Here is an 18,268-nt window from a genome sequence, read left to right as displayed (position 1 = left end):
CCCGCCCACTGGCGGCCCGCCGATCGCGTTTTCCGACCACGGCGAGCCGGTCGACAGCGGCCAGCAGTCCGGCCATAACGCTCGCCTCACCGGGGGCGCTACAAGGTGCCGAGTGCGAGCTCGAACGGAGGAGCCGTCATGGAACTCGCGACCACGATTGAGACGGTGGGCACGGCGGTGGACGTTGCCGGAGTGGCCGTCATCGTGTGCGGTGCCTTGATTGCTACGGGTGTGTTCATACGTCGGCTACTCCACCGCGGCAAGGAGTTCTCGGACGTGTACCAGCTGTACCGCCAGAGCCTGGGCCGGGCCATCCTGCTCGGGCTGGAGTTTCTGGTCGCCGGTGACATCATCCGTACGGTTGCGGTCTCGCCAACGTTCGCCGGCGTGGGGGTGCTCGCGGTGATCGTGCTGGTGCGGACGTTCCTTAGTTTCTCCCTCGAGGTCGAGTTGGGGGGCCACTGGCCGTGGCGGCGACCCGCGCGCGCACACCCACCGCGAACGGCGGGCTGACCGGGGAGGCTCAGTCGTCGACCGGGAGTTGGCAGGGCACACCCAGGGCACACGACCATGACAAACCGTGGAGATCAGCGAAAGACAGCGCAAGGCGGGTCCGTCAGCCCACCTGTTGTCGCAGGAGCAGACGGGTCACAAAGAGTGCTTGGGAGTAAGAAGTCGCAGGTTTGAATTCTGTCGCTCGACCAGCTCAAAGGCCATTTCGGATACCGTCGGCGCGTTAGAACCGGAACCGCACGATGCGGGTGGACCGTTTCATGCCCGGCAACAGGTTCATGAGGCGGTACATGCGGCGTACGTTCGCCGGTGCCTTGGCCATCAGCATTGGTGAGTCGTACATCGGTGCCTCGTCGACGTATTTGAGCCGCGGGTGCCAATCGGCCAGCACGGCCGGGTCGTTGAAGCCGCAGTGGAACTGGGCGTCGTATTTGCGCAGAAAGGGGTCCCATTTCGAGGTGCGCCACGCCCAGACCGACACGGTGTCGCACTGTATTTGGCCGGTGGGGAAGGCATCGACGACGCCGGTCAGCAGCCGCCGGACGTCAGTCTCGGTCAGGTAGGGCGCCAGTCCCTCGGCGATCATCAACACCGGTCGGCCGCGGGGGATACGTTCCAGCCAGGTCAGGTCGGTGACGCTGGAGTCGATCAGGGTGTAGTGCTCGCGCGGCGGCAGGAATTGTTGCCGCAGTTCGATGACGGAGGGGTAGTCCAGGTCGTACCAGTCAACGGTGGCGGGCGGGTCGATCCGGTACACCCGGGCGTCGAGGCCGCAGCCCAGGTGCAGCACCACCGCGTCGGGGTGATCGGCGAGGAAGCTTCGGGCCCAGTCGTCGTGGGCCTTGGCGCGCACCACGGCGGCGAGGCCGATCTGGCTGGTGCCGAATCTGCCGTTGTCGTAGTCGGGGTCGAGGCGGCGCATCGCCTGCTCGGCGTATTCGTCGCCGAGGATCGGGTCCGGCAGTCGGTTGTCCAGTGCTTTTGCCTTGAGGACGGGGCTGAGGGTCTTCTGTACTCCGACGAGTTCAGTGTCCTTCACTACAGAGACACTACTCTTATTTCACGAATTTTGTGAAGTTCGTGATTTCCGGTAAAACTGTTGAGGCCGCGACGAGGAAGGGGGCTTCGGTGACGCGAGCGAACGAGGGCGCCATTGCCGATTTCCGGGAACGGTTCGCGCAGATCATGGTCGAATCCGGCATGCCCCGGATGGCCTCGCGCGTGTACGCCGCGCTGCTGGTCACCGACTCCGGCAAGCTGTCGGCCGCCGAGCTCGCCGAGCGACTGGGCGTCGGCGCGTCGGCGATCTCGGGGGCGGTCAAATACCTGGTGCAGGTGCGGCTGGTCGAACGCGGCCGCGAACCCGGTACCCGGCACGACTTCTGCCGGATCCACGAGCACACCTGGAGCCACTTCGTCAGCCAGTCCGACCCGATGCTGGTCCGGATACAGGCCGGCGCCGACGAGGGCATCGCGGTCTTGGATCTCGATTCCCCCGCCGGGCGGCGGCTGGACGAGACCCGCCGGTTCTTCGCGTTCATGCGCGAGGAGATCAAGCGGTCGATGGAGAAGTGGCGGCGGCTCCAGGCGGCCGAACGCGAGGCCGGCTAGCTACTGATCAGAACTGTGAAAGTTGGGTTCGAGCCCTGTCGCGGGAGCTTGGTAGAGCTGAAGAACACACAGCTCGGGCCATCGCCGACGCGCTGGGTGAGTCCCCGTGTTACCTGCGGAACACCGAGCACGATGAGGCATTGGCCTGGCTACACGGGCTGTGGACGGCCTGGCGGGAATACACCGATCCAGCAGCAGGCGGGTGGAACGGGCCAGGTCTCTGGCACCGTGACTTCCTCACCCCACGCTCGCTGTTCTGCGCGACCCCGACGGCCCTCTCAGCGGTTGCATGACGGACCCGAATAAGCCAAATCATCGCCTGTCGAGGCCCACACCCATTGGTGCTACAACGAATCCATAATCACCTCGTACCCCGGATTGGAGGCGTTCGTCTGCCAGGTCACCGATGTGATGCGGTCGTCGGTGTAGGACACCTGCTCCTTGAGGGTGCGTCCGATGCCCTGGACGACGTTGCCCTCGATCTGGTTGCGGAGTCCGTCGGGATTGATGATGAGGCCGCAGTCGTGCGCGACGACCACCCGGGTGACGGTCACCTTGCCGGTGACGGAGTCGACCTCCACCTCGACGTAGGTGGCGGCATACGCGTTGACGACTTCGTACTGCTGGAACGCGACGCCGGCGCCCGTGCCGTCTCCACCGGCCGGCCGTCGGCGCCACACGTCACGCAGCGCCTCGCAGACCGCGACCGCCCGCGGGTCGGTCAGCGAGGCGATCCGCAGTTCCAGGGGGTCGTGGCCGCCGGCGTGGGCGAGTTCGTCGAAGAACGACTCGTTGGCGAAGCTGTTCGAGAAGCCACCGAGTGACCGGAGGGCGGTCGTGCGCGGGATCCGGTACGTCAGCGGGCTCGCAGGTACGGCGGACGCCGGACCGGTCGTCTCGAAACTCTTGAGGAGGCGGGCCTGGACCCGCTGCGGGAAGTCGTACGTCACGGGCGCGTTGCGTCCCGACGTGTCCACCGAGGTGCTCGGCAGTGGAGCCGGCGGAAAGCCCATGAGCGCACCCGCCAGCAGCGTGCCCGGAACACCGGCGACCGGCCTGCTGTTCGCGGTCGCCGCGTAGTTCAGATGCGACCAGGCGATGATGCCGTCGGAGCCCAGAGCACCCCGCATGGCGTGTGCCTGAGCTCCGCCGAGCGGCTCCCAGCCGTGTTCGTCCTGCCGGGTCCACTGCACGCGCACCGGCTTGCCGACGGCCTGGGAGAGCACAGCGGCATCGGCGGCACAGTCGTCGGCACCGTTGTGCCCGTAGCACCCGGTCGCTTCCACGTAGATCACCCGGACGGCGGAACGGGGGAGTCCGAGCAGCGGAGCGATCGCCCCGGCGAGGGCGTTGACGTCCTGGGTGCCCGACCAGATGGTCGCCTGGATGCCCGTTTCCGGGTCCGGTGCTTGACGGACGTCGGCGACCGCGCTGGACGCGCCCATCCCGGCGTGCATGTGGAAGGGGGAGAAGTACTGCGAGCTCAGCACCTTGTCGGCGCCGGCGAGGATCGGGTCGACGTTCTCATCGATCTCGACCATCGAGGTGTAGTGATTGGCCGGGTCGCGGACCGCCGTAGGAAGGTCGACCTGAGCGATCATCTTGGGCCCGTTGGTCCAGCTGACCGTTATGCCGGTCCTGGAGGAGGCCGCGGCGGATGCGGCCCACCCCGACGTGGCCACCACGCCGATGAACCGGTCGCGTTGCACGACGTCGACGAAGCCCGCGATCGCCTTGGCCCGGTCGAGATTGTCGATGACGGGTTGCGTGGCGTTGCGTCCTGTGGGCCGCACCACCCGCCCGTGCAGCATCGCCGGCACCTTCACGTCGTGCAGGAACCGGAAGGTCGCGTTCGCCTTGGCCGGGAGATCGACCGCATGACGAACGAGTTCCTCGTCGCCCTGGTGGGCATCGGCGGCACTCTCACTGCCACGATCGAGGCCACCGCGACGATCGACGACTGAGCATAGCCGCCCGGCCGCCATGGCCCCCGGCACGTCAGGAAGGGCCGATCCTGACGATCGGATCGGGCCCCCTTGCGGCGGGAGGCATTCGTCGATACCTCTCCTTGGGAAGCCTCGAGTCGCACTACTTCAAGACCGGTCCCCGGGGGAGACATCATGCGTGTGAGCAACATTCCCAGGTCTGCCACGGACAGGTCCCCGCTTCGCCGGGTCAGGGCCTTGTCCTGCGCCCTCGTTCTGATCGGCGGGCTGCCGGCGTCGGGCTGTTCCACAGCCCGCGATACCACGCGGCCAGTCTCCTCACCTGGATCCCCGACGCCACCCCTTGCCCCGGCTTCGTCGCCGGCGACACCGGTCCCATCCTCGTTCGGCACGACCACGCCGCCGACCCGGCCAGTGCGGCTGACCGGGAAGATGACCCGGCCGGGGACGCGACTGCGGTTCGGGCAGAAGGCGATCGTGCCCGTCCGTCAGTACGACCGCTCGAGGAAGACCTACTCCGAAGGCGTGCTGGGCATCATCGTGCACCCGATCCGGCGTGCCCCGGCCACCACCATCGGGGGCGACTTCGACGCCGACAGCCGGGCGTTGCTCAAGACTCGCACGGCGTACTACTCCAATGTCGTCATCACCAACGAAAGCGGCAACGCCCTGTCGTTGTACCCGCTCCGGTTCAGTCCCGTGTTCCGCGACGGAGGCCCGTCCGACGTCATCCTCATGGGGTTCGTCGGAGACCTGCCCAACTGTCCGGAGACCCCCCAGCCGGAGTCGTTCGATCACAGGGGCGATCGATGGGTCACCTGCGTGTTCAACGTGTCGACCCCGTCGCGGCCGATCACAGGGCTCCAGTACATGGACCCGCCGTACGGCAGCGAGGGCCATTACCCCGGAGATCCGTCGCCGGACTTCAACAAGTACTACGACCTCGGGACAATCAGCTGGTCATAGGCCGTCTCCATTGGACCGAGGGGTGTCCGGCCCATCCCGCGGCTGCGGAAGAGTGCGATTGCGTGCTCAACTCGTTCTTTGACACCCGACGCGTGGAGCGCCTGATGGACAAGCTGGCTGCCGGCCGCGTGCAGCATCGGTCGGCACCGTGGTGCGGGTGTCGCCGAGCCTGGGCCGGGTCCCGGTGCAGGTGTGCGGGCCGTGCCGGGAGGCGCACCATACGCAGGCCCGGCACTGATGGGCGCCGCGACGGCGGGCGACGTCGTGGCGGGGACGATCATCGCGGCCATGGTGGCACTGGCGGGATCATCCACATGACGGTGTGGATGAGGCGCAGGGGCGCGGAGGACCGACGAGGACGGTAGCCCGCCGCCCGTCCGGATCAGTTCACGCAGAGGCAGAAGGGGTGCCCCGCCGGGTCGAGGAAGACCCGGAAGGAGGTGCCGGGCTGGTGCGGGTGTTTGGTTGCGCCGATATCGAGCACTGCCGCCTCGGCGGCATCGAGGTCGTCAACGATCACATCGAGGTGCATCTGCTGGGGCAGCTCTTGGGTTGGCCACACCGGCGGCGTATACCCATCCACCTGCTGGAAGGAGATGCACTGACCGTACTCCGCGCGGACCTCCGCCCAGTCGGAGGAGACGTCGACCTTCCAATCCAACATCGCGCCGTAGAACTTTGCGAGCGCACCAGGATCTGGACAGTCGATGACGATGCTGGGGAAGCGAGCGATGGCCATGCCGCCATGGTACGAGCGGTTGCGGACGATCCACTTCCGGATTGATCATGTCGATCATCAACCGAAGCGTGACATGAGGGATCGTGCCGGCCGTCTCGACGGCCGGAAAGGCCGCGCGGTCAACTCCCGGACATCGTCTCCAACGAGGAGAGCGTCCGCACAATGGTGGAAGCGATGCCGCGCGAGGCTGCTGCGGCGCGTACCCCTCGCCAACCCCCAGCGGGATGCCGTACATCTGTGCCACGAAGATCGCCCGGCCTGATCTCCTGAGTCCGTTTGCCGGGAACCGGTTAGTCATTCCGCGGTTCGAGCGTCTCGGCTGCGGTCTCCAGCGCGGACAGGTGTTCGTCGACCGAGCGCAGTCCCGCTTTCATGGTGTTGATGGCGATGTGAGTGGCGCCGGACTCCCGCCACCGGCGGGCCAGATCGTTCAGCTCCTCCGCGTTGCCTGTCCAGTTGACCCGGCCTTCCATGCCGAGCATGGAGGGGTCGCGTCCCGCCTGCGCGGCGGCCTCCTCGACCATCGTCTTGGCCTCATCCAGCTTCGGGCCTGGGGACATCTGCGGGAACCAGCCGTCGGCGAGTCGTCCAGCACGGCGGTACGCCGCGGGCGACTGTGCGCCGAACCAGATGGGGATTGGCCGCTGCGTCGGCAGGGGCGCCAGCCCCGCTCCGGTTACCCGGTCATAGGTGCCGTCGAAGGTGACCGATCGTTCGGTCCACAACTGGCGCAACAACTCGACCTGCTCCTCGATGCGCCTGCCCCGGGTGGTGAAGTCCTGGCCGAGGGCTTCGTACTCGACCTGGTTCCACCCCAGGCCCACGCCCAGCCGCAACCGGCCGGCACTGAGCAGGTCGACTTCCGCCGCCTGCTTGGCTACCAGGGCCGTCTGTCGCTGGGGCAGGATGATGATGGCGGTGACGAGTTCCAGCGAGGTCAGCGCTGCGAGGTAGCCGAACAGGACCATCGGTTCGTGGAACGTGGTCCGCACGTCGTAGACACCTTGCCAGCCCTCGTGGACCGCCGGGTCGGCGCCGACGACGTGGTCATAGGCCATCACGTGCCGGAAACCGAGCTCCTCGACCCCTTGCCCGTAGGCGCGCACCGCGCCTACGTCCGCGCCGATCTCAGTCTGGGGAAAGACGACACCGATCCGCATTCATGGCTCCCGTCAACTATCAGGCGAACTCGCCGACCATCATTCCGTGCACAGCGCCGCTCAACCGCGTGCGACGCCCTGGCAGCCGGTTCGAGCAGAAAGATCCACATCTGAAACAGCGCGGGCCGATACTCGCTTTCTGCGCGGCACTGTTCGGGCGTCCGCAGGCGATCTTCCTGATGGTGACGTAGACGTAAGGCCAGGTAGCAGCGGACGACGGTGCAATACTGCCGCGATCAGAGCGACGATAAACACGACGGCTGCCAACCGGATGTGGGTCGCATCGCACGGCAAGAGCCGGATGACAGGAACATTCCGCTGGCCGATCGACGGGCGGAGCAGGAGACCGACCACGACGAGCCCGACTTCGCCGAAGAGTTCACACAGCGGACGCCCGTGGCCGGCGCCTGAAGGAAGAGCCTCCCCCGGTTACATTCCACAAACGACCATTACGTACAGTTATGTTCGGCTTGTGCTTGACCGGCTCATCGTCCCAAGGGGGCCGTGTCTCCGAAGTTTGCCTAGTACTTCGCCATATGCGCCTTCACGCGCGACATCTCCTGCTTGGCGATGTCGACTCCGCCGCGGGCGCTCTCAACGATCCCGCCGGCCGACAGACCGGCGCTTGGCAAACGGCGGCCACCACGACGGCAACGCGGCCAGGCCGCTTTGCCGAGGATCGCCCAAAGCGCCGAATCGGGAGTGTTTGAGGCGCGCCGCTGAGGTGAGTTCACCCTGTACGCCTGACGAGCGGCCCACAGCGATATCCGGGTCGCATCGAATCGGAGGGACCGATGCGTCGTGAACTCGTCAAGGGCATGGTGGCTGGAGCGACCGGCACCGTAGCCCTCAACATCGTGACCTACCTCGACCAGGCCGTCCGGGGCCGGCCCTCGAGCACTGTCCCCGAGCAGACCGCTGGCGAGCTGGCCGAACGGGTCGGGCTTGATCTCGGTGAGATGGCCGGAAACCGCAAGCAGGGGCTGGGGCCCCTCCTGGGGGTCGGCATCGGGCTCGGGTTGGGCGCAGCATATGGCCTGTCGCGGGTGACCCTGCGAAACGTCCCCCTTCCTGCCGCCGCCGCGGCGCTCGGACTGCTGGCCATGGCCGCCAGCGACGTACCCGCGGCCGTGCTCAGGCTGACCGATCCGCGCGAATGGAGCCCCGCGAGCTGGGTGAGCGACGTTCTTCCCCACCTGGGGTACGGCACGGTCACCGCCGTCGTCTACGACTCCATCGCCTGACCGTCAGGTCCCGGATCCGGGCCGTATGAGGGAGGACCACCATGGAGGAGCCGACATGCTGCAGATCGGTTACACGATGTTGTGCGAGCAGACCCCGGCGCGACAGCTCGTCCGCGACGTGGTCGCCGCGCAGGAGGCAGGGTTCGCCTACGCCGTGATATCCGACCACTACTTCCCCTGGCTGGAGGAGATGGGGCACTCGCCGTACGCGTGATCGGTGCTGGGCGCGGCCGCCCAAGCGACCGGGGACCTGCCGCTCATGACGTACGTGACGTACGTGACGTGCCCGATCATGCGTTACCACCCGGCGGTGGTCGCCCAGAAAGCCGCAACCATGGGCGTGCTCACGCAGGGGCGGTTCACCCTGGGACTCGGCTCGGGGGAGAACCTCAACGAGCACGTCGTCGGCAAGGGCTAGCCGTCCGCCAGCATCCGCCACGAGATGTTCGCCGAGGCACTCGGGATCATCGGAGATCTCCTTGACGGCGGCCAGGTCACCCGCTTCTTCAGTACCTCGGCTTCAGTACCACGGCCAGGTGGGCTTCGGCTGCATAGAACGTACGCTGCAGATCGACCACCTCCGGGCGGGAACTGGAGGTCATGCTCAGCCACCGGTTGTCCCCGGGTATTGCTGCGTGGATACCGCCGGGGGAGCCTACAGCCGCCGGTGCGTAGCGCTCCCGGAGGCAGGAATAGCCCGCCGGGCCCCACGAACGGCTGATCAGGCCGTTCTGCGTGCCGCCGAAGCGGAGCGCCCCATGGCCGGGAGTAGTGCTCGGCTCTCGGAGGGGAAAGGAGCATCAAGGCACACTGATCTGACGGGGGTAGGTCGATGCCATATTCAGAACCGTTCCAGGGGTTCCGTCTTGCCTTCGACCGTCACGGCTCAGGGCAGAGCGTGGTTCTACTGCACGGCTGGCCAGGAGACAGAACCGACTACGACGAGCTCGTCCCCCTGCTGGCGGATGAGGCCGAGGTCATCGTTCCGGACCTGCGCGGTTTCGGGGAATCCGACAAGCATCTCGCCGACGCCGAGGAGTTCTACTCCGGTACGGCGCAGGCTTCGGCCGTCATCGCTCTAATGGAACAACTCGGAATCTCCGGCGCCGTTGTGGCTGGTTACGACATTGGCAGCTTCATCGCGCAATGCGCCGCGCGAATGCGTCCCGACCTGGTGCGCGCCCTGGTGGTGTCACCCCCGCTGCCCGGCGCGGGCCGCCGCGTTCTCGACCTGGAAGCGGTCAAGGAGTTCTGGTACACCTCATTCCACCAACTTCAACTCGCGGATGACCTGGTCGACGGCGACCCCGCCGCGGTCCGCGCCTACCTACAGCACTTCTGGAACCACTGGTCGGGACCGGGGTACGTGATAGCCAAGTCACGGCTCGATCACCTGACTCGGATGTACTCCCCACCGGGCTCGTTCACGGCATCGATCATGTGGTACCGGTCCTCGGGCAATCCGTTGATCGCATATGCGCATGAGCAGACACCAGCCGCCGATGACAGGTTGTCGACCCCGACCAGAGTGCTCTGGCAGGAAAACGATCCCATCTTCCCTCTCGCCTGGGGGGACAGGCTCGGCGACTTCTTCACCGCTCACCGCTTCGACCGGCTCGCCGGCGTCGGCCACTTCACCCCGCTGGAGGCGACCGACACGTTCGCCGTCGCGATCAGAGACTTCCTCACCCATTGAGGACGGGCATCCGCCACAAGTCCCGAAGCTGCTCTCCATAGTCGGCCGCGCGGCCGAACGCCAGCGAATCGCTTTCCTTCAGGTACGGGTGTCGACGCCGATCATGGCCTCGAGTTCGCGTTCGGGTACCGGAAAGTAATCCCTACCGTCGTGGCGCACGGCCAGGCCAGGAGCCCGCCGCTACTAGGACCTGTACGGAGTTCGGATTGAAGACTTCTCATCCACAAGATGGCTCCGCGTAAATGAAGACCGCCCAGGTAGCTTCTGGGCGTCTTGTCGAAGCGGAAGGCCAACCCGCGCCACTCTTTGATCCGATTGATGCAGCGTTCCGCCGTGTTGCGCTCCTTGTAGAGATCGGGATCGTGACTGACCGGGCGGCCACCATGGGAGCTGCGCTTCTTGTGGTGGGCCGCCTGGTCGGCCTTCTCCGGAATGACCGGCTTGATACCGCGCCGGCGCAGGTAGGCACGGACGTGGTGGAGTCCACGGTGGCCAGGTCGAGGTCGACCTGCCCCCGGGCCGCGGCCTCGGCGATCATTGCCTGCATCAGCTGCTCGAAAACTCCCGCCATCGCCCATGACCGGAACCGGTCAAGACCGTGGACCAGGGCCCGTACTCGGCGGGCAGATCCCGCCACGGACTGCTGGTGCGAAACCGCCACATCACGGCGTTGAACTGCTGCCATAGGTCGGGGATCGGGCCTCGCTCACCCAGCGGCAGATGAGGCTCGATCAACGACCATTCCTCGTCGGTGAGGTCTTAGCCATGGCGCTGGCCTACCAGGGTCGCAGACCCAAGCGCAGGCGAATCGCTCTGATCTCAACTCCGTACAAGCCCTAGGCCGGACCACGGCGGCGGATGGCGGTGTCCTGCGCTAACGTCCGCCGTCATGACGATCGTTTCGCTCGAGGCATTACGAGCCGAGCTGCGGGATCTGGCGGAGCCCGGGGTCCGCGCACAGCAGTTGCGGGTGCTTAGCCCCGCGGGCGACGACGAACTGCTGGGCGTCCGGGTGCCGGTGCTGCGCAGGCTGGCCCGTGCGTACCGCAACATGGTGCTTAAGGATGTGGATGTGCTGCTACACAGCCGCGTCCACGAGGAGCGGTTCGCTGGGCTCCTCATCCTGGCCGAGCAGGTGCGGACGGCGCGTGGTGCGGATCGCAAGGCTCTGGTCGACTTCTACCTGGCGCGTACCGACTGCGTGGACAACTGGGACCTAGTGGACGGTTCCGCGCACGTCGTGCTCGGGCCGTGGCTTTTGGATGGGCCTTTGGACGTCCTGGATGTTCTGAACGAACTGGCCGCGTCGTCGTGGCTATGGGACCGCAGGATCGCGGTGCTGGCCACGTTGGCGCTGATTCGCGAGGGGCGCTTCGAGCCAACGTTCCACCTGGTCCACACGTTGTGTCAGGATCAGGAACCGCTGATCCACAAGGCGCTCGGCTGGATGCTGCGAGAGATCGGCCGCCGGGACGAGCCGCTGATGGTGGCGTTCCTCGCGAGGCATCTCGCCGAGCTGCCGCGCATCACAGTCCGCTATGCGACGGAGCGGCTCTCGCCGGGCGAGCGGGCGCGATTCGTGAGGGCACGGTAGGGGTGGGGGTGCCTATATACCTCGCGGAGACCGTATACGTTATGAGGGTATTCAGTTCGACTTCCCGTAAGCTACTCAGGAGTAGACGGTTCGGCGATTCTGCCGCTGGGCGGAGCTCCGCCGCTGCCCGCTAACGGGTTGCTACTCGCGGACTCCTGCTCCTGTGTGAGCACCGCCCCAGACCCGGTCCGTGCAGGCTTGAGCTCCCATCCGGCCGGCCAGTTGTGCGGCGCCCGGGGATCGATCACTTTGGCGCCTTCCAGCTTTACCTTCGTCGGATCACGCACGTCGTTGAACGTGGCTTTTCCGGAGAAGGTCGCCCCATCGAAGAGGACAGCGGAGCCCCAGTGATCCTCTCTGTCCGGAAAGCGCGGTAGCGGCGGCGCGCCTCCCGCAACGCCATCCGGCGAGCCCTCGCCTGGTCGATCTCCGCCAGCGGGGTGTATGGCGTGCGCAGGTACGCGCAGATGACGTTCACGACGGTCTGTCGTAGGCTCACGTTGTCTTGCGCCAGGCGCTCCAGCGAGTACAAGCCAGCCAATCGGACTGCGGCTTGCGAGTGACCAAGCTGTTCGGCGGCCTTGGTGTACAGATCCGTGATTCGCCGCTCGAGCGCGTCCTGTCTGGTGTGTTCGGCGACGCGCTCGGCGTGCGCGGCGTCCCGCTCAGCATCCCGTTCGGCGAACGCCGCATCGCGCTCTGCCTGCAGGGCCGTCAGCACCATCGTGAGTTCCTGATGGCGTTGCCGCCGAAATGCGAGTGCCAGGGTGAACGCGGCACCCACCGCGGTACCGGCGGTCAGCGCGGTACTGACGGCCTCGCTGATCGCGGTCGAGACCTGGATGCTTGCGGGACCAAGTGGGGTCGGAGCAGGGCTGGCGTTGCTGGAGTTCCCGGTGGGGATGGCCGGCGCGGGCAGGCCGTGTAACAGCAGCCAGGCAGTCAGGCGTGGCGGCCACCGCCAGCACGGCCAAGCTGATCCACCAGCTCGCGGACGTGGCTCGCGAAGCTGGGACAGGCGCTGTTCCAACGACTCGACTCGTGACGGTAGGGCCGCTTGCACTGGCACATCGCCGGCCTCGATCAGGCGCCGGCGTGACCATCTCACCCCTCGTATACGCGCCATACCAACCGACCTCGCTGTGCTTCGCCGTACGGATGCTCCGATCGTTATGCCGCAGCGGTACGCCCCGCTAGAACTAAGCGGTCATGTCCTCCCATATGAGGCGGTACTTACCAAGGCCGATCTGGTTGTCATATGGCATTCGTAATCGCGAGCGGCATCCGTCGTGGCACGGCACCGGTCCCTAGGCCCACGCTTTCGGCGCGCTGGTATGTGCTATTCCCTCGACGAGGTCCCCTCCGGTGCAGGCATTGCCCCTGAGGGAACCGCGACGGCACAGCTCATCAGGGAAGCGAAATATCGCCCATATCCGGACGTATTAGATCCGACATAAAGTCCATTTCGCATCAATTACGCTCACTGTAGGTCAGCGTAGTCAATAAAGAGATAAGCGAACAACAAAAGCCATCGACTATCGTTTATCGGCCGCTCGGCACGGAAAATAAGGCAATGCGCTTATGGCGCACTAAGCATGGCCATAGGTGCGTTTCCCTAATTCCAGGGGAAAGTTAGCGCAAAGGTAAAGTTGTCAAAAGGGGAAATAGCATGCCTAACTTCAAGAGCCTCGTCGGGGTTCTCGCCATCAGCACCGCGCTGACCGGCGGAGCCGTCGCTCTCGGCACCGCTGTCACCGCCGGCACCGCGAACGCCACCACCGTCATGGGCGGCTGCGGCGGCGGCTGCGGCGGCGGTTGGGGCCGCGGCCAGCGGAACAGCAACCACAACCGGAACCACCTCCGCCAGTGGCAGCACGAGCGCCAGCACGAGTTCCAGCGTCAGCACCTGCTGCGTGACTTCACCCTGGTCGTGACGCCGTTCCAGAAGCACGACAACGACGCCACCCCGTGGCAGAAGCAGGACGACGAGTCCGAGTCCAAGGCCGAGGCCGAGGACTAATACGGCCCCAGGCACGGGTGTTCCGGGTGCTCCCGGGCCCGTCACCGCCGGCTAATACGTCGCCGAATCGCGCGGACGTCCCGACCTGATGGTCGGAACGTGAGCGCCTAACGAAACCACGCCCGTGCTCGCTGGCGTCCTGGTGCCTTGGACACCATGACCGGCCGACGAGCACGGGCACCTGGCGAAGCTCACGATCAGGGGCCCGATATGGCCCCGGAAGATCACTCGCGAGAGTGAACCATCCCTTCAAGTTACTGACAAGTAGTGACCGCTTTGCCATACCTTGCCATAGAACTTCTTACTGTGTCTGGCGTGGAAAGCCTCTTAGGCGAGTTCCTCCGTGCCCGACGGCAGGCGACAACCGTCGAACGGGCGGGGCTACTGCGAGGTGCGGGCAGCCGCCGCACGCCAGGGTTGCGCCGCGGCGAGGTCGCAATGCTGGCAGGAGTCAGCGTCGACTACTACATGCGACTGGAGCAGGGAAGGGAACGCAGCCCCTCCGATGCTGTGCTAAACGCCTTGGCCGGGGTCTTCGGCCTTGACTACGAGGCCACAGAACACCTGTATGAGCTTGCCCGTTCTACGCGAGGAAGTTTCAGACGTACGCATGTGGCCGACCGCGTCTCCCCGTCCGTTCTACGCCTCGTGAACAACTGGGAGCATGCCCTGGCGTTTGTGGTAAACCGCCGGTTAGATGTGCTCGCGCAAAACGCCGCGGCCGCAGCCTTCCTTGAGGATTTGTCCTATAGTGACAACCTGCTTCGACTGAACTTCCTCAACCCGGCGTCACGAGAAGTCTTCCTCGACTGGGAACGCGAGGCACGGTTCATGGTCGCCCATATGCGCGCCGCAGTCGGTGCAGACCTCGACGACCCATCGGTTCTCGCCCTAGTGGAGGAGCTATCGCTCGCAAGCGAGGACTTTCGCCGAATATGGGAAAATTATGACATACGGATCAAAGCGCATGATATAGGGCGCTACCACCATCATCGCGTCGGCGATCTGACTCTCTGGCTTGCGACGTTCGCCATCGACGGTGCCCCCGGCCAGCGACTCTTTGTCGCACATGCCGAGCCCGGCACCCCATCCGACGACGCCCTGGCCAGGTTGTCTGCCAGCCGGCGCTGAGTAGGACCCAACTCAGCTAGCACACTCCCGTAACCTGATCATGAAACGAGCGGGCCCCCGCACCACCCGAGAGACCGCCCGCGTCTCCGGATCCAAGACCGCCCCCATCGGTGTCACCCTCACGGCGTGGCGAGGTGTAGCTGCATCAGGTCAGCAGCGCCATCCAGTTCGCCTGCCGTCGGTGCGCCGCACGGCGGACCAGCCGCTGGATCGCGGTCCTGTCCGTCGACTCGACGACGTTGTTGTGCAAGTGCTGCTATCTGGCGCTGCCCAATCCGGCACCGTCCGACCCCGCAGTAGCGGCCGCGCCGGTCTGACCCGACGCCCCCCATCAAGAAGGAACTCGAACGCGACATCACCGGTTGGGCCGAGAGCGGGAACGCCATTCACCGGCCCTGTTACTGGCCTCAAGACCGTCGAGGAGATCCTCTGTGGTCAGAGGGCGTAGTCGTACTGGTCAGGCCAGGGGAGGGGCGCGACCCCCAGCTCGCGGGCAGCCCGGTGCGGCCAGTGGGGGTCGCGCAGGAGCTCGCGGCCGAGCAGGACGGCGTCGGCCTGGCCTGAGGTGAGGATCTCCTCGGCCTGGTGCGGCTCGGTGATCTGGCCGACGGCGGCCACCGGCATGCCGGTCTCGGCGCGGACCCGGGCCGCGAACGGCACCTGGTAGCCGGGGCCGGTGAGGATCCTCGCGCCGGGCGCGTTTCCTCCGCTGGAGGTGTCGAGCAGGTCGACGCGGTGGGAGAACAGTTCCTTGGCCAGGCGCACGGTATCGTCCACGGTCCAGCCTTCGCGCTCGTCGTCGGGGTTCTCGGTGAGCCAGTCGGTGGCCGAGACGCGGAAGAACACCGGGAGTTCCTCGGGCCAGACGGCGCGTACGGCGTCGACGATTTCCAGTGCGAGACGGATGCGGTTCTCGAACGGGCCGCCGTAGGCGTCGGTGCGGTGGTTGCTGTGCGGAGAGAGGAACTCGCCGATCAGGTAACCGTGCCCGCCGTGCACCTCCACCACCCGGAAACCCGCTCGCAGGGCACGCTGCGCCGCCCGGACGAAGTCGTCCACGACGCGCTGGATCTCCTCCACCGTCAGCTCTCGCGGCACCGGGTGACCCTTGGCGAACGGGATCGGGCTCGGCGCGACAGGCCGCCAGCCGCCGTCGGCGACGGCGATCGGCTGGCCGCCGCGCCATGGCCGGTCCGTGGACGCCTTGCGCCCGGCGTGCGCGAGCTGAATGCCAGGTACCGTGCCGTGTCGGCTGAGGAACCGGGTGATACGGGTGAACGCATGCTCCTGGCGTCCGTTCCACAGCCCCAGGTCCCCGGGACTGATCCGGCCCTCCGGGGAGACCGATGTGGCTTCGGTGAAGATCAGCCCGGTTCCGCCCACCGCCCGAGCCGCCAGGTGGGAGAGGTGCCAGTCGTGCGGCACTCCCGCCTCCGGGCCGTCCGTCGCGGCCGAGTACTGGCACATCGGCGACATCCAGACACGGTTGGGGACTGTCAGGGAGCGCAGGGTGATGGGGTCGAACAGCATGGGTGCCCCTCGGTTCGTTCGACATCGTCTCCTAGTACGACAACCACCATACTACGACGACCATCGTACTACGGCGATCATCGTATTACGATGATTGCCGTAGTATCGAGGGCAGTGCGAGGTGAGGGAGTGCCGATGTCCGTCAGGGTCCTAGAGCATCCGAGCGTCGAGGAGATCCGGCTGGAGGCGGTACTGCACGCGCTCGCCGATCCCGCGCGCCTGGAGGTGGTGTGCTTTCTCGCCAGGACCGAGGGCGAGGCCGCGTGCTCGGAGATCGACCTCGCCGTCAGCAAGTCCACCGGGACGCATCACTACCGCGTCCTGCGCGAGGCCGGGGTCATCAACCAGGTCTATCAAGGCACCGCGAAGATGAACTCCCTGCGCAAGGCCGACCTCGACGCGCTGTTTCCATGCCTGCTCGACAGTGTCGTCTCCGCAGCCGCCAAACGGCCGCGGAGAGACCAGGGATCCACATCCGGTGCCGGGCGGCCTCGTACGCATCAGGGTGAGTGAGGCCGGCCGGGGCGGATCAGCACGCCCCCGCTTGGCCCTTTTGTGCCGGGAGTCGTACTCGGTGAAAATGTTACTGCTGGTGCCCCCGTCAACTGCGCCGCACCACTGCCGGGCCGTCGACCAGCACCCCTTACCTGCCGAAATGTACAAATGCGTTCCTTTGACTCCTGCGCAAGGCGTCTCATAACTTCGGGAGGTATGGGAAGAGGTGATATGGATTGCGAGGATCGGGAGATTGATTACCGGGCGGTGTTCAAGCTCCTCGTGCTCCCGGCACTGTTACTGACGCCGGACTTCGTCGTGGTGGCAGCCAGTGACTCCTTTCTGAAGGCGACCGGGCGGAGCCCGGCCGACGTGCTCGGCAGGCACCTCTTCACCGCCTTCCCCTGCAATCCGAACCTTCCCCACGATCCTGACGTGCAGGGGCCGTTGAGCCTGCGTGCATCGCTGGAACGGGTTATCGCCACCGGCGAACCGGACGACATGCCGTTGCAGAGATTCGACATCGAGACGAACTGCAGTTCGGGGATGTTCGTCGAGCGGTACTGGAGCACGATCAGCACGCCCATCCTGGGCCCCGACGGCGAAGTGGAACTGATCATCCACCGCACGGAGGAGGTCACTGACTTCCTTCAGCAGCTGAGGCGGTCGGGCAAGCGTGGCGTCATGGAGGCACGACCTGAGCTTGAGGCGATCAGGAAGGACGTCTACGTCCGTGCGCGCGAGGTCAAAGCGTGCAACGAGAACCTCAAACAGACCGCGTCGGCGTTACGAGAAGCCGCCGACCGGCAGCGGCGGTTCCTGTTGGACGCCTCACACGATCTGCGTAACCCGATCACCGGGCTGCTGATCGAGCTTGAGCTCGCACACTCAGAGCCTCACATCGACCTGCAATCAACCCTGCACAGGCTGCAATTGGACGCCGAGCGACTCAACGACATCGTGGCCGACCTGCTGGAACTCGCCCGCCTGGACACCGCACTGCCCGCCGCCACCGAACGGGTGGACCTCGCCCACCTGGTGACGGACGAACTGGAACGCCGCAGTCTGACCGTCGCCGTCGTTACCCGGCTGGATGAGCAGGTGGTGGTGCAGGCATCCCGGACCCGGCTCGCCCGCCTCCTGGGCAACCTGATCGACAACGCCGAACGGCACGCCTCTACGACGATCGAGATCATCGTCGCCGCCGATCCGCCGAACGCGGTCATAGAAGTCATCGACAACGGCGCCGGCATTGCTCCAGCTGACCGCGAAAGAGTCTTCGAACGCCACTGCCGTCTGGACGATGCCCGCCGCAGGGATCCCGGCGGCTCTGGGCTCGGGCTGGCCATCGCCCGTGAGATCGCCATCGCCTACGGCGGGCATCTGTATGTCGCCGACCACCCCACCGGTGCCCGCTTCGTTCTCCGGCTCCCCTTCGCGGCCTAGAGTCTGTCGCGACAAGACGGGCGGACTTCCCGCAAGCTACATAGGTAACGATCTTGAAAGGGCCCTGGACTCGTCGAGCAGGCCGGGCGGGACACCGCTTGATGGCCTTTCTGGTCCAGAGCGCGGCGATCGTCTCGCGGCGGTCGCGGTGCTGTTGACCCAGTCGAGTCCGGCCAG

21 protein-coding genes and 1 pseudogene are annotated in these 18,268 nt (G+C 66.0%); 15 read left to right on the top strand and 7 right to left on the bottom strand.

Annotation, left to right across the window (positions count from 1 at the left end; all coding sequences use genetic code 11):
- Window positions 1–138: 138 nt before the first annotated feature.
- On the top strand, window positions 139–513 hold the full coding sequence (locus Pph01_RS40540) for a DUF1622 domain-containing protein (RefSeq protein ID WP_204078583.1): 375 nt from the start codon (window positions 139–141) through the stop codon (window positions 511–513).
- 223 nt (window positions 514–736) lie between these two features.
- On the opposite strand, the gene Pph01_RS40535 is transcribed toward Pph01_RS40540, so the two are convergent.
- Window positions 737–1,552 (bottom strand): class I SAM-dependent methyltransferase, encoded by an 816-nt coding sequence (locus Pph01_RS40535; RefSeq protein ID WP_204078582.1) that lies wholly within the window; start codon window positions 1,550–1,552, stop codon window positions 737–739.
- 89 nt (window positions 1,553–1,641) lie between these two features.
- Here Pph01_RS40535 and Pph01_RS40530 point away from each other — a divergent pair, with 89 nt between their 5' ends.
- Window positions 1,642–2,124, top strand: a complete 483-nt coding sequence (locus tag Pph01_RS40530) for a GbsR/MarR family transcriptional regulator (protein ID WP_204078581.1) — start codon at window positions 1,642–1,644, stop codon at window positions 2,122–2,124.
- Window positions 2,125–2,468: 344 nt separating this feature from the next.
- Here the strand turns inward: Pph01_RS40530 and Pph01_RS40525 are convergent, their stop codons facing one another.
- Window positions 2,469–3,935 (bottom strand): molybdopterin cofactor-binding domain-containing protein, encoded by a 1,467-nt coding sequence (locus Pph01_RS40525; RefSeq protein WP_204078580.1) that lies wholly within the window; start codon window positions 3,933–3,935, stop codon window positions 2,469–2,471.
- An 18-nt stretch (window positions 3,936–3,953) separates the two neighbouring features.
- On the opposite strand from Pph01_RS40525, the gene Pph01_RS43530 reads away from it, so the two are divergent.
- Window positions 3,954–4,088 (top strand): hypothetical protein, encoded by a 135-nt coding sequence (locus Pph01_RS43530; protein ID WP_275412938.1) that lies wholly within the window; start codon window positions 3,954–3,956, stop codon window positions 4,086–4,088.
- Between the two features lie 459 nt (window positions 4,089–4,547).
- Window positions 4,548–5,036: a hypothetical protein gene (locus Pph01_RS40520; RefSeq protein ID WP_204078579.1), complete on the top strand. Its 489-nt coding sequence runs from the start codon at window positions 4,548–4,550 to the stop codon at window positions 5,034–5,036.
- Between the two features lie 382 nt (window positions 5,037–5,418).
- On the opposite strand, the gene Pph01_RS40515 is transcribed toward Pph01_RS40520, so the two are convergent.
- Together Pph01_RS40515 and Pph01_RS40510 are read right to left on the bottom strand one after the other, a co-directional pair.
- Entirely contained in the window at window positions 5,419–5,775 is a 357-nt protein-coding gene (locus Pph01_RS40515) for a VOC family protein (RefSeq protein ID WP_204078578.1), read from the bottom strand.
- Window positions 5,776–6,065: 290 nt separating this feature from the next.
- Window positions 6,066–6,935 carry an LLM class F420-dependent oxidoreductase gene (locus Pph01_RS40510; protein ID WP_204078577.1) on the bottom strand — a complete coding sequence of 290 codons (870 nt, stop codon included), beginning with the start codon at window positions 6,933–6,935 and terminating at the stop codon, window positions 6,066–6,068.
- A 2-nt stretch (window positions 6,936–6,937) separates the two neighbouring features.
- Here Pph01_RS40510 and Pph01_RS40505 point away from each other — a divergent pair, with 2 nt between their 5' ends.
- From Pph01_RS40505 to Pph01_RS40485, 6 genes are all read left to right on the top strand, one after another.
- On the top strand, window positions 6,938–7,126 hold the full coding sequence (locus Pph01_RS40505) for a hypothetical protein (protein WP_204078576.1): 189 nt from the start codon (window positions 6,938–6,940) through the stop codon (window positions 7,124–7,126).
- Between the two features lie 82 nt (window positions 7,127–7,208).
- Window positions 7,209–7,346: a hypothetical protein gene (locus Pph01_RS40500; RefSeq protein ID WP_204078575.1), complete on the top strand. Its 138-nt coding sequence runs from the start codon at window positions 7,209–7,211 to the stop codon at window positions 7,344–7,346.
- Between the two features lie 383 nt (window positions 7,347–7,729).
- Entirely contained in the window at window positions 7,730–8,179 is a 450-nt protein-coding gene (locus tag Pph01_RS40495; RefSeq protein ID WP_204078574.1) for a hypothetical protein, read from the top strand.
- Between the two features lie 55 nt (window positions 8,180–8,234).
- The gene (locus Pph01_RS43160; RefSeq protein WP_239117377.1) at window positions 8,235–8,393 is read left to right on the top strand and encodes a hypothetical protein; all 159 of its coding nucleotides are present in this window, start codon (window positions 8,235–8,237) and stop codon (window positions 8,391–8,393) included.
- Window positions 8,394–8,396: 3 nt separating this feature from the next.
- Window positions 8,397–8,597 carry an LLM class flavin-dependent oxidoreductase gene (locus tag Pph01_RS43155; protein WP_275412937.1) on the top strand — a complete coding sequence of 67 codons (201 nt, stop codon included), beginning with the start codon at window positions 8,397–8,399 and terminating at the stop codon, window positions 8,595–8,597.
- Window positions 8,598–9,011: 414 nt separating this feature from the next.
- Window positions 9,012–9,875 (top strand): alpha/beta fold hydrolase, encoded by an 864-nt coding sequence (locus Pph01_RS40485; RefSeq protein ID WP_204078573.1) that lies wholly within the window; start codon window positions 9,012–9,014, stop codon window positions 9,873–9,875.
- Window positions 9,876–10,069: 194 nt separating this feature from the next.
- On the opposite strand, the pseudogene Pph01_RS40480 reads toward Pph01_RS40485, so the two are convergent.
- A pseudogene (locus tag Pph01_RS40480) lies at window positions 10,070–10,610 on the bottom strand (transposase); the annotation flags it as partial.
- Window positions 10,611–10,764: 154 nt separating this feature from the next.
- On the opposite strand from Pph01_RS40480, the gene Pph01_RS40475 reads away from it, so the two are divergent.
- Window positions 10,765–11,469: a DNA alkylation repair protein gene (locus Pph01_RS40475; RefSeq protein WP_204078572.1), complete on the top strand. Its 705-nt coding sequence runs from the start codon at window positions 10,765–10,767 to the stop codon at window positions 11,467–11,469.
- Between the two features lie 265 nt (window positions 11,470–11,734).
- On the opposite strand, the gene Pph01_RS40470 is transcribed toward Pph01_RS40475, so the two are convergent.
- Window positions 11,735–12,499, bottom strand: coding sequence for a hypothetical protein (locus Pph01_RS40470; protein WP_204078571.1), 765 nt, complete (start codon window positions 12,497–12,499; stop codon window positions 11,735–11,737).
- A 639-nt stretch (window positions 12,500–13,138) separates the two neighbouring features.
- Between Pph01_RS40470 and Pph01_RS40465 the strand changes: the two genes are divergently transcribed.
- Both Pph01_RS40465 and Pph01_RS40460 read left to right on the top strand, forming a co-directional pair.
- Window positions 13,139–13,489 (top strand): hypothetical protein, encoded by a 351-nt coding sequence (locus tag Pph01_RS40465; RefSeq protein ID WP_204078570.1) that lies wholly within the window; start codon window positions 13,139–13,141, stop codon window positions 13,487–13,489.
- 315 nt (window positions 13,490–13,804) lie between these two features.
- Window positions 13,805–14,620, top strand: a complete 816-nt coding sequence (locus Pph01_RS40460; RefSeq protein WP_204078569.1) for a helix-turn-helix domain-containing protein — start codon at window positions 13,805–13,807, stop codon at window positions 14,618–14,620.
- Window positions 14,621–15,055: 435 nt separating this feature from the next.
- Here the strand turns inward: Pph01_RS40460 and Pph01_RS40455 are convergent, their stop codons facing one another.
- Complete coding sequence (locus Pph01_RS40455) at window positions 15,056–16,150, bottom strand: NADH:flavin oxidoreductase/NADH oxidase (protein ID WP_204078568.1); 1,095 nt, start codon at window positions 16,148–16,150, stop codon at window positions 15,056–15,058.
- Window positions 16,151–16,285: 135 nt separating this feature from the next.
- On the opposite strand from Pph01_RS40455, the gene Pph01_RS40450 reads away from it, so the two are divergent.
- A complete protein-coding gene (locus Pph01_RS40450; protein ID WP_204078567.1) occupies window positions 16,286–16,663 on the top strand; it encodes an ArsR/SmtB family transcription factor in 378 nt (125 codons plus the stop codon).
- Window positions 16,664–16,813: 150 nt separating this feature from the next.
- Entirely contained in the window at window positions 16,814–18,091 is a 1,278-nt protein-coding gene (locus Pph01_RS40445; RefSeq protein WP_204078566.1) for a sensor histidine kinase, read from the top strand.
- Window positions 18,092–18,268 lie beyond the last annotated feature (177 nt).

This window comes from Planotetraspora phitsanulokensis, from assembly GCF_016863295.1.
Classification (GTDB): Bacteria; Actinomycetota; Actinomycetes; order Streptosporangiales; family Streptosporangiaceae; genus Planotetraspora; species Planotetraspora phitsanulokensis.
The sequence above is the reverse complement of the archived record's forward strand: the minus strand, read 5'-3'. Positions and strand labels throughout refer to the sequence as shown.

Coding starts and splice junctions, on each gene's coding strand:
- Pph01_RS40510 (WP_204078577.1), bottom strand. CDS start 6,935: ATGCGGATCGGTGTCGTCTTTCCCCAGACTGAGATCGGCGCGGACGTA.
- Pph01_RS40525 (WP_204078580.1), bottom strand. CDS start 3,935: ATGCTGCACGGGCGGGTGGTGCGGCCCACAGGACGCAACGCCACGCAA.
- Pph01_RS40540 (WP_204078583.1), top strand. CDS start 139: ATGGAACTCGCGACCACGATTGAGACGGTGGGCACGGCGGTGGACGTT.
- Pph01_RS43160 (WP_239117377.1), top strand. CDS start 8,235: ATGCTGCAGATCGGTTACACGATGTTGTGCGAGCAGACCCCGGCGCGA.
- Pph01_RS40475 (WP_204078572.1), top strand. CDS start 10,765: ATGACGATCGTTTCGCTCGAGGCATTACGAGCCGAGCTGCGGGATCTG.
- Pph01_RS40450 (WP_204078567.1), top strand. CDS start 16,286: ATGTCCGTCAGGGTCCTAGAGCATCCGAGCGTCGAGGAGATCCGGCTG.
- Pph01_RS40465 (WP_204078570.1), top strand. CDS start 13,139: ATGCCTAACTTCAAGAGCCTCGTCGGGGTTCTCGCCATCAGCACCGCG.
- Pph01_RS40455 (WP_204078568.1), bottom strand. CDS start 16,150: ATGCTGTTCGACCCCATCACCCTGCGCTCCCTGACAGTCCCCAACCGT.
- Pph01_RS40505 (WP_204078576.1), top strand. CDS start 6,938: ATGGCTCCCGTCAACTATCAGGCGAACTCGCCGACCATCATTCCGTGC.
- Pph01_RS40495 (WP_204078574.1), top strand. CDS start 7,730: ATGCGTCGTGAACTCGTCAAGGGCATGGTGGCTGGAGCGACCGGCACC.
- Pph01_RS40515 (WP_204078578.1), bottom strand. CDS start 5,775: ATGGCCATCGCTCGCTTCCCCAGCATCGTCATCGACTGTCCAGATCCT.
- Pph01_RS40445 (WP_204078566.1), top strand. CDS start 16,814: ATGCGTTCCTTTGACTCCTGCGCAAGGCGTCTCATAACTTCGGGAGGT.
- Pph01_RS40485 (WP_204078573.1), top strand. CDS start 9,012: ATGCCATATTCAGAACCGTTCCAGGGGTTCCGTCTTGCCTTCGACCGT.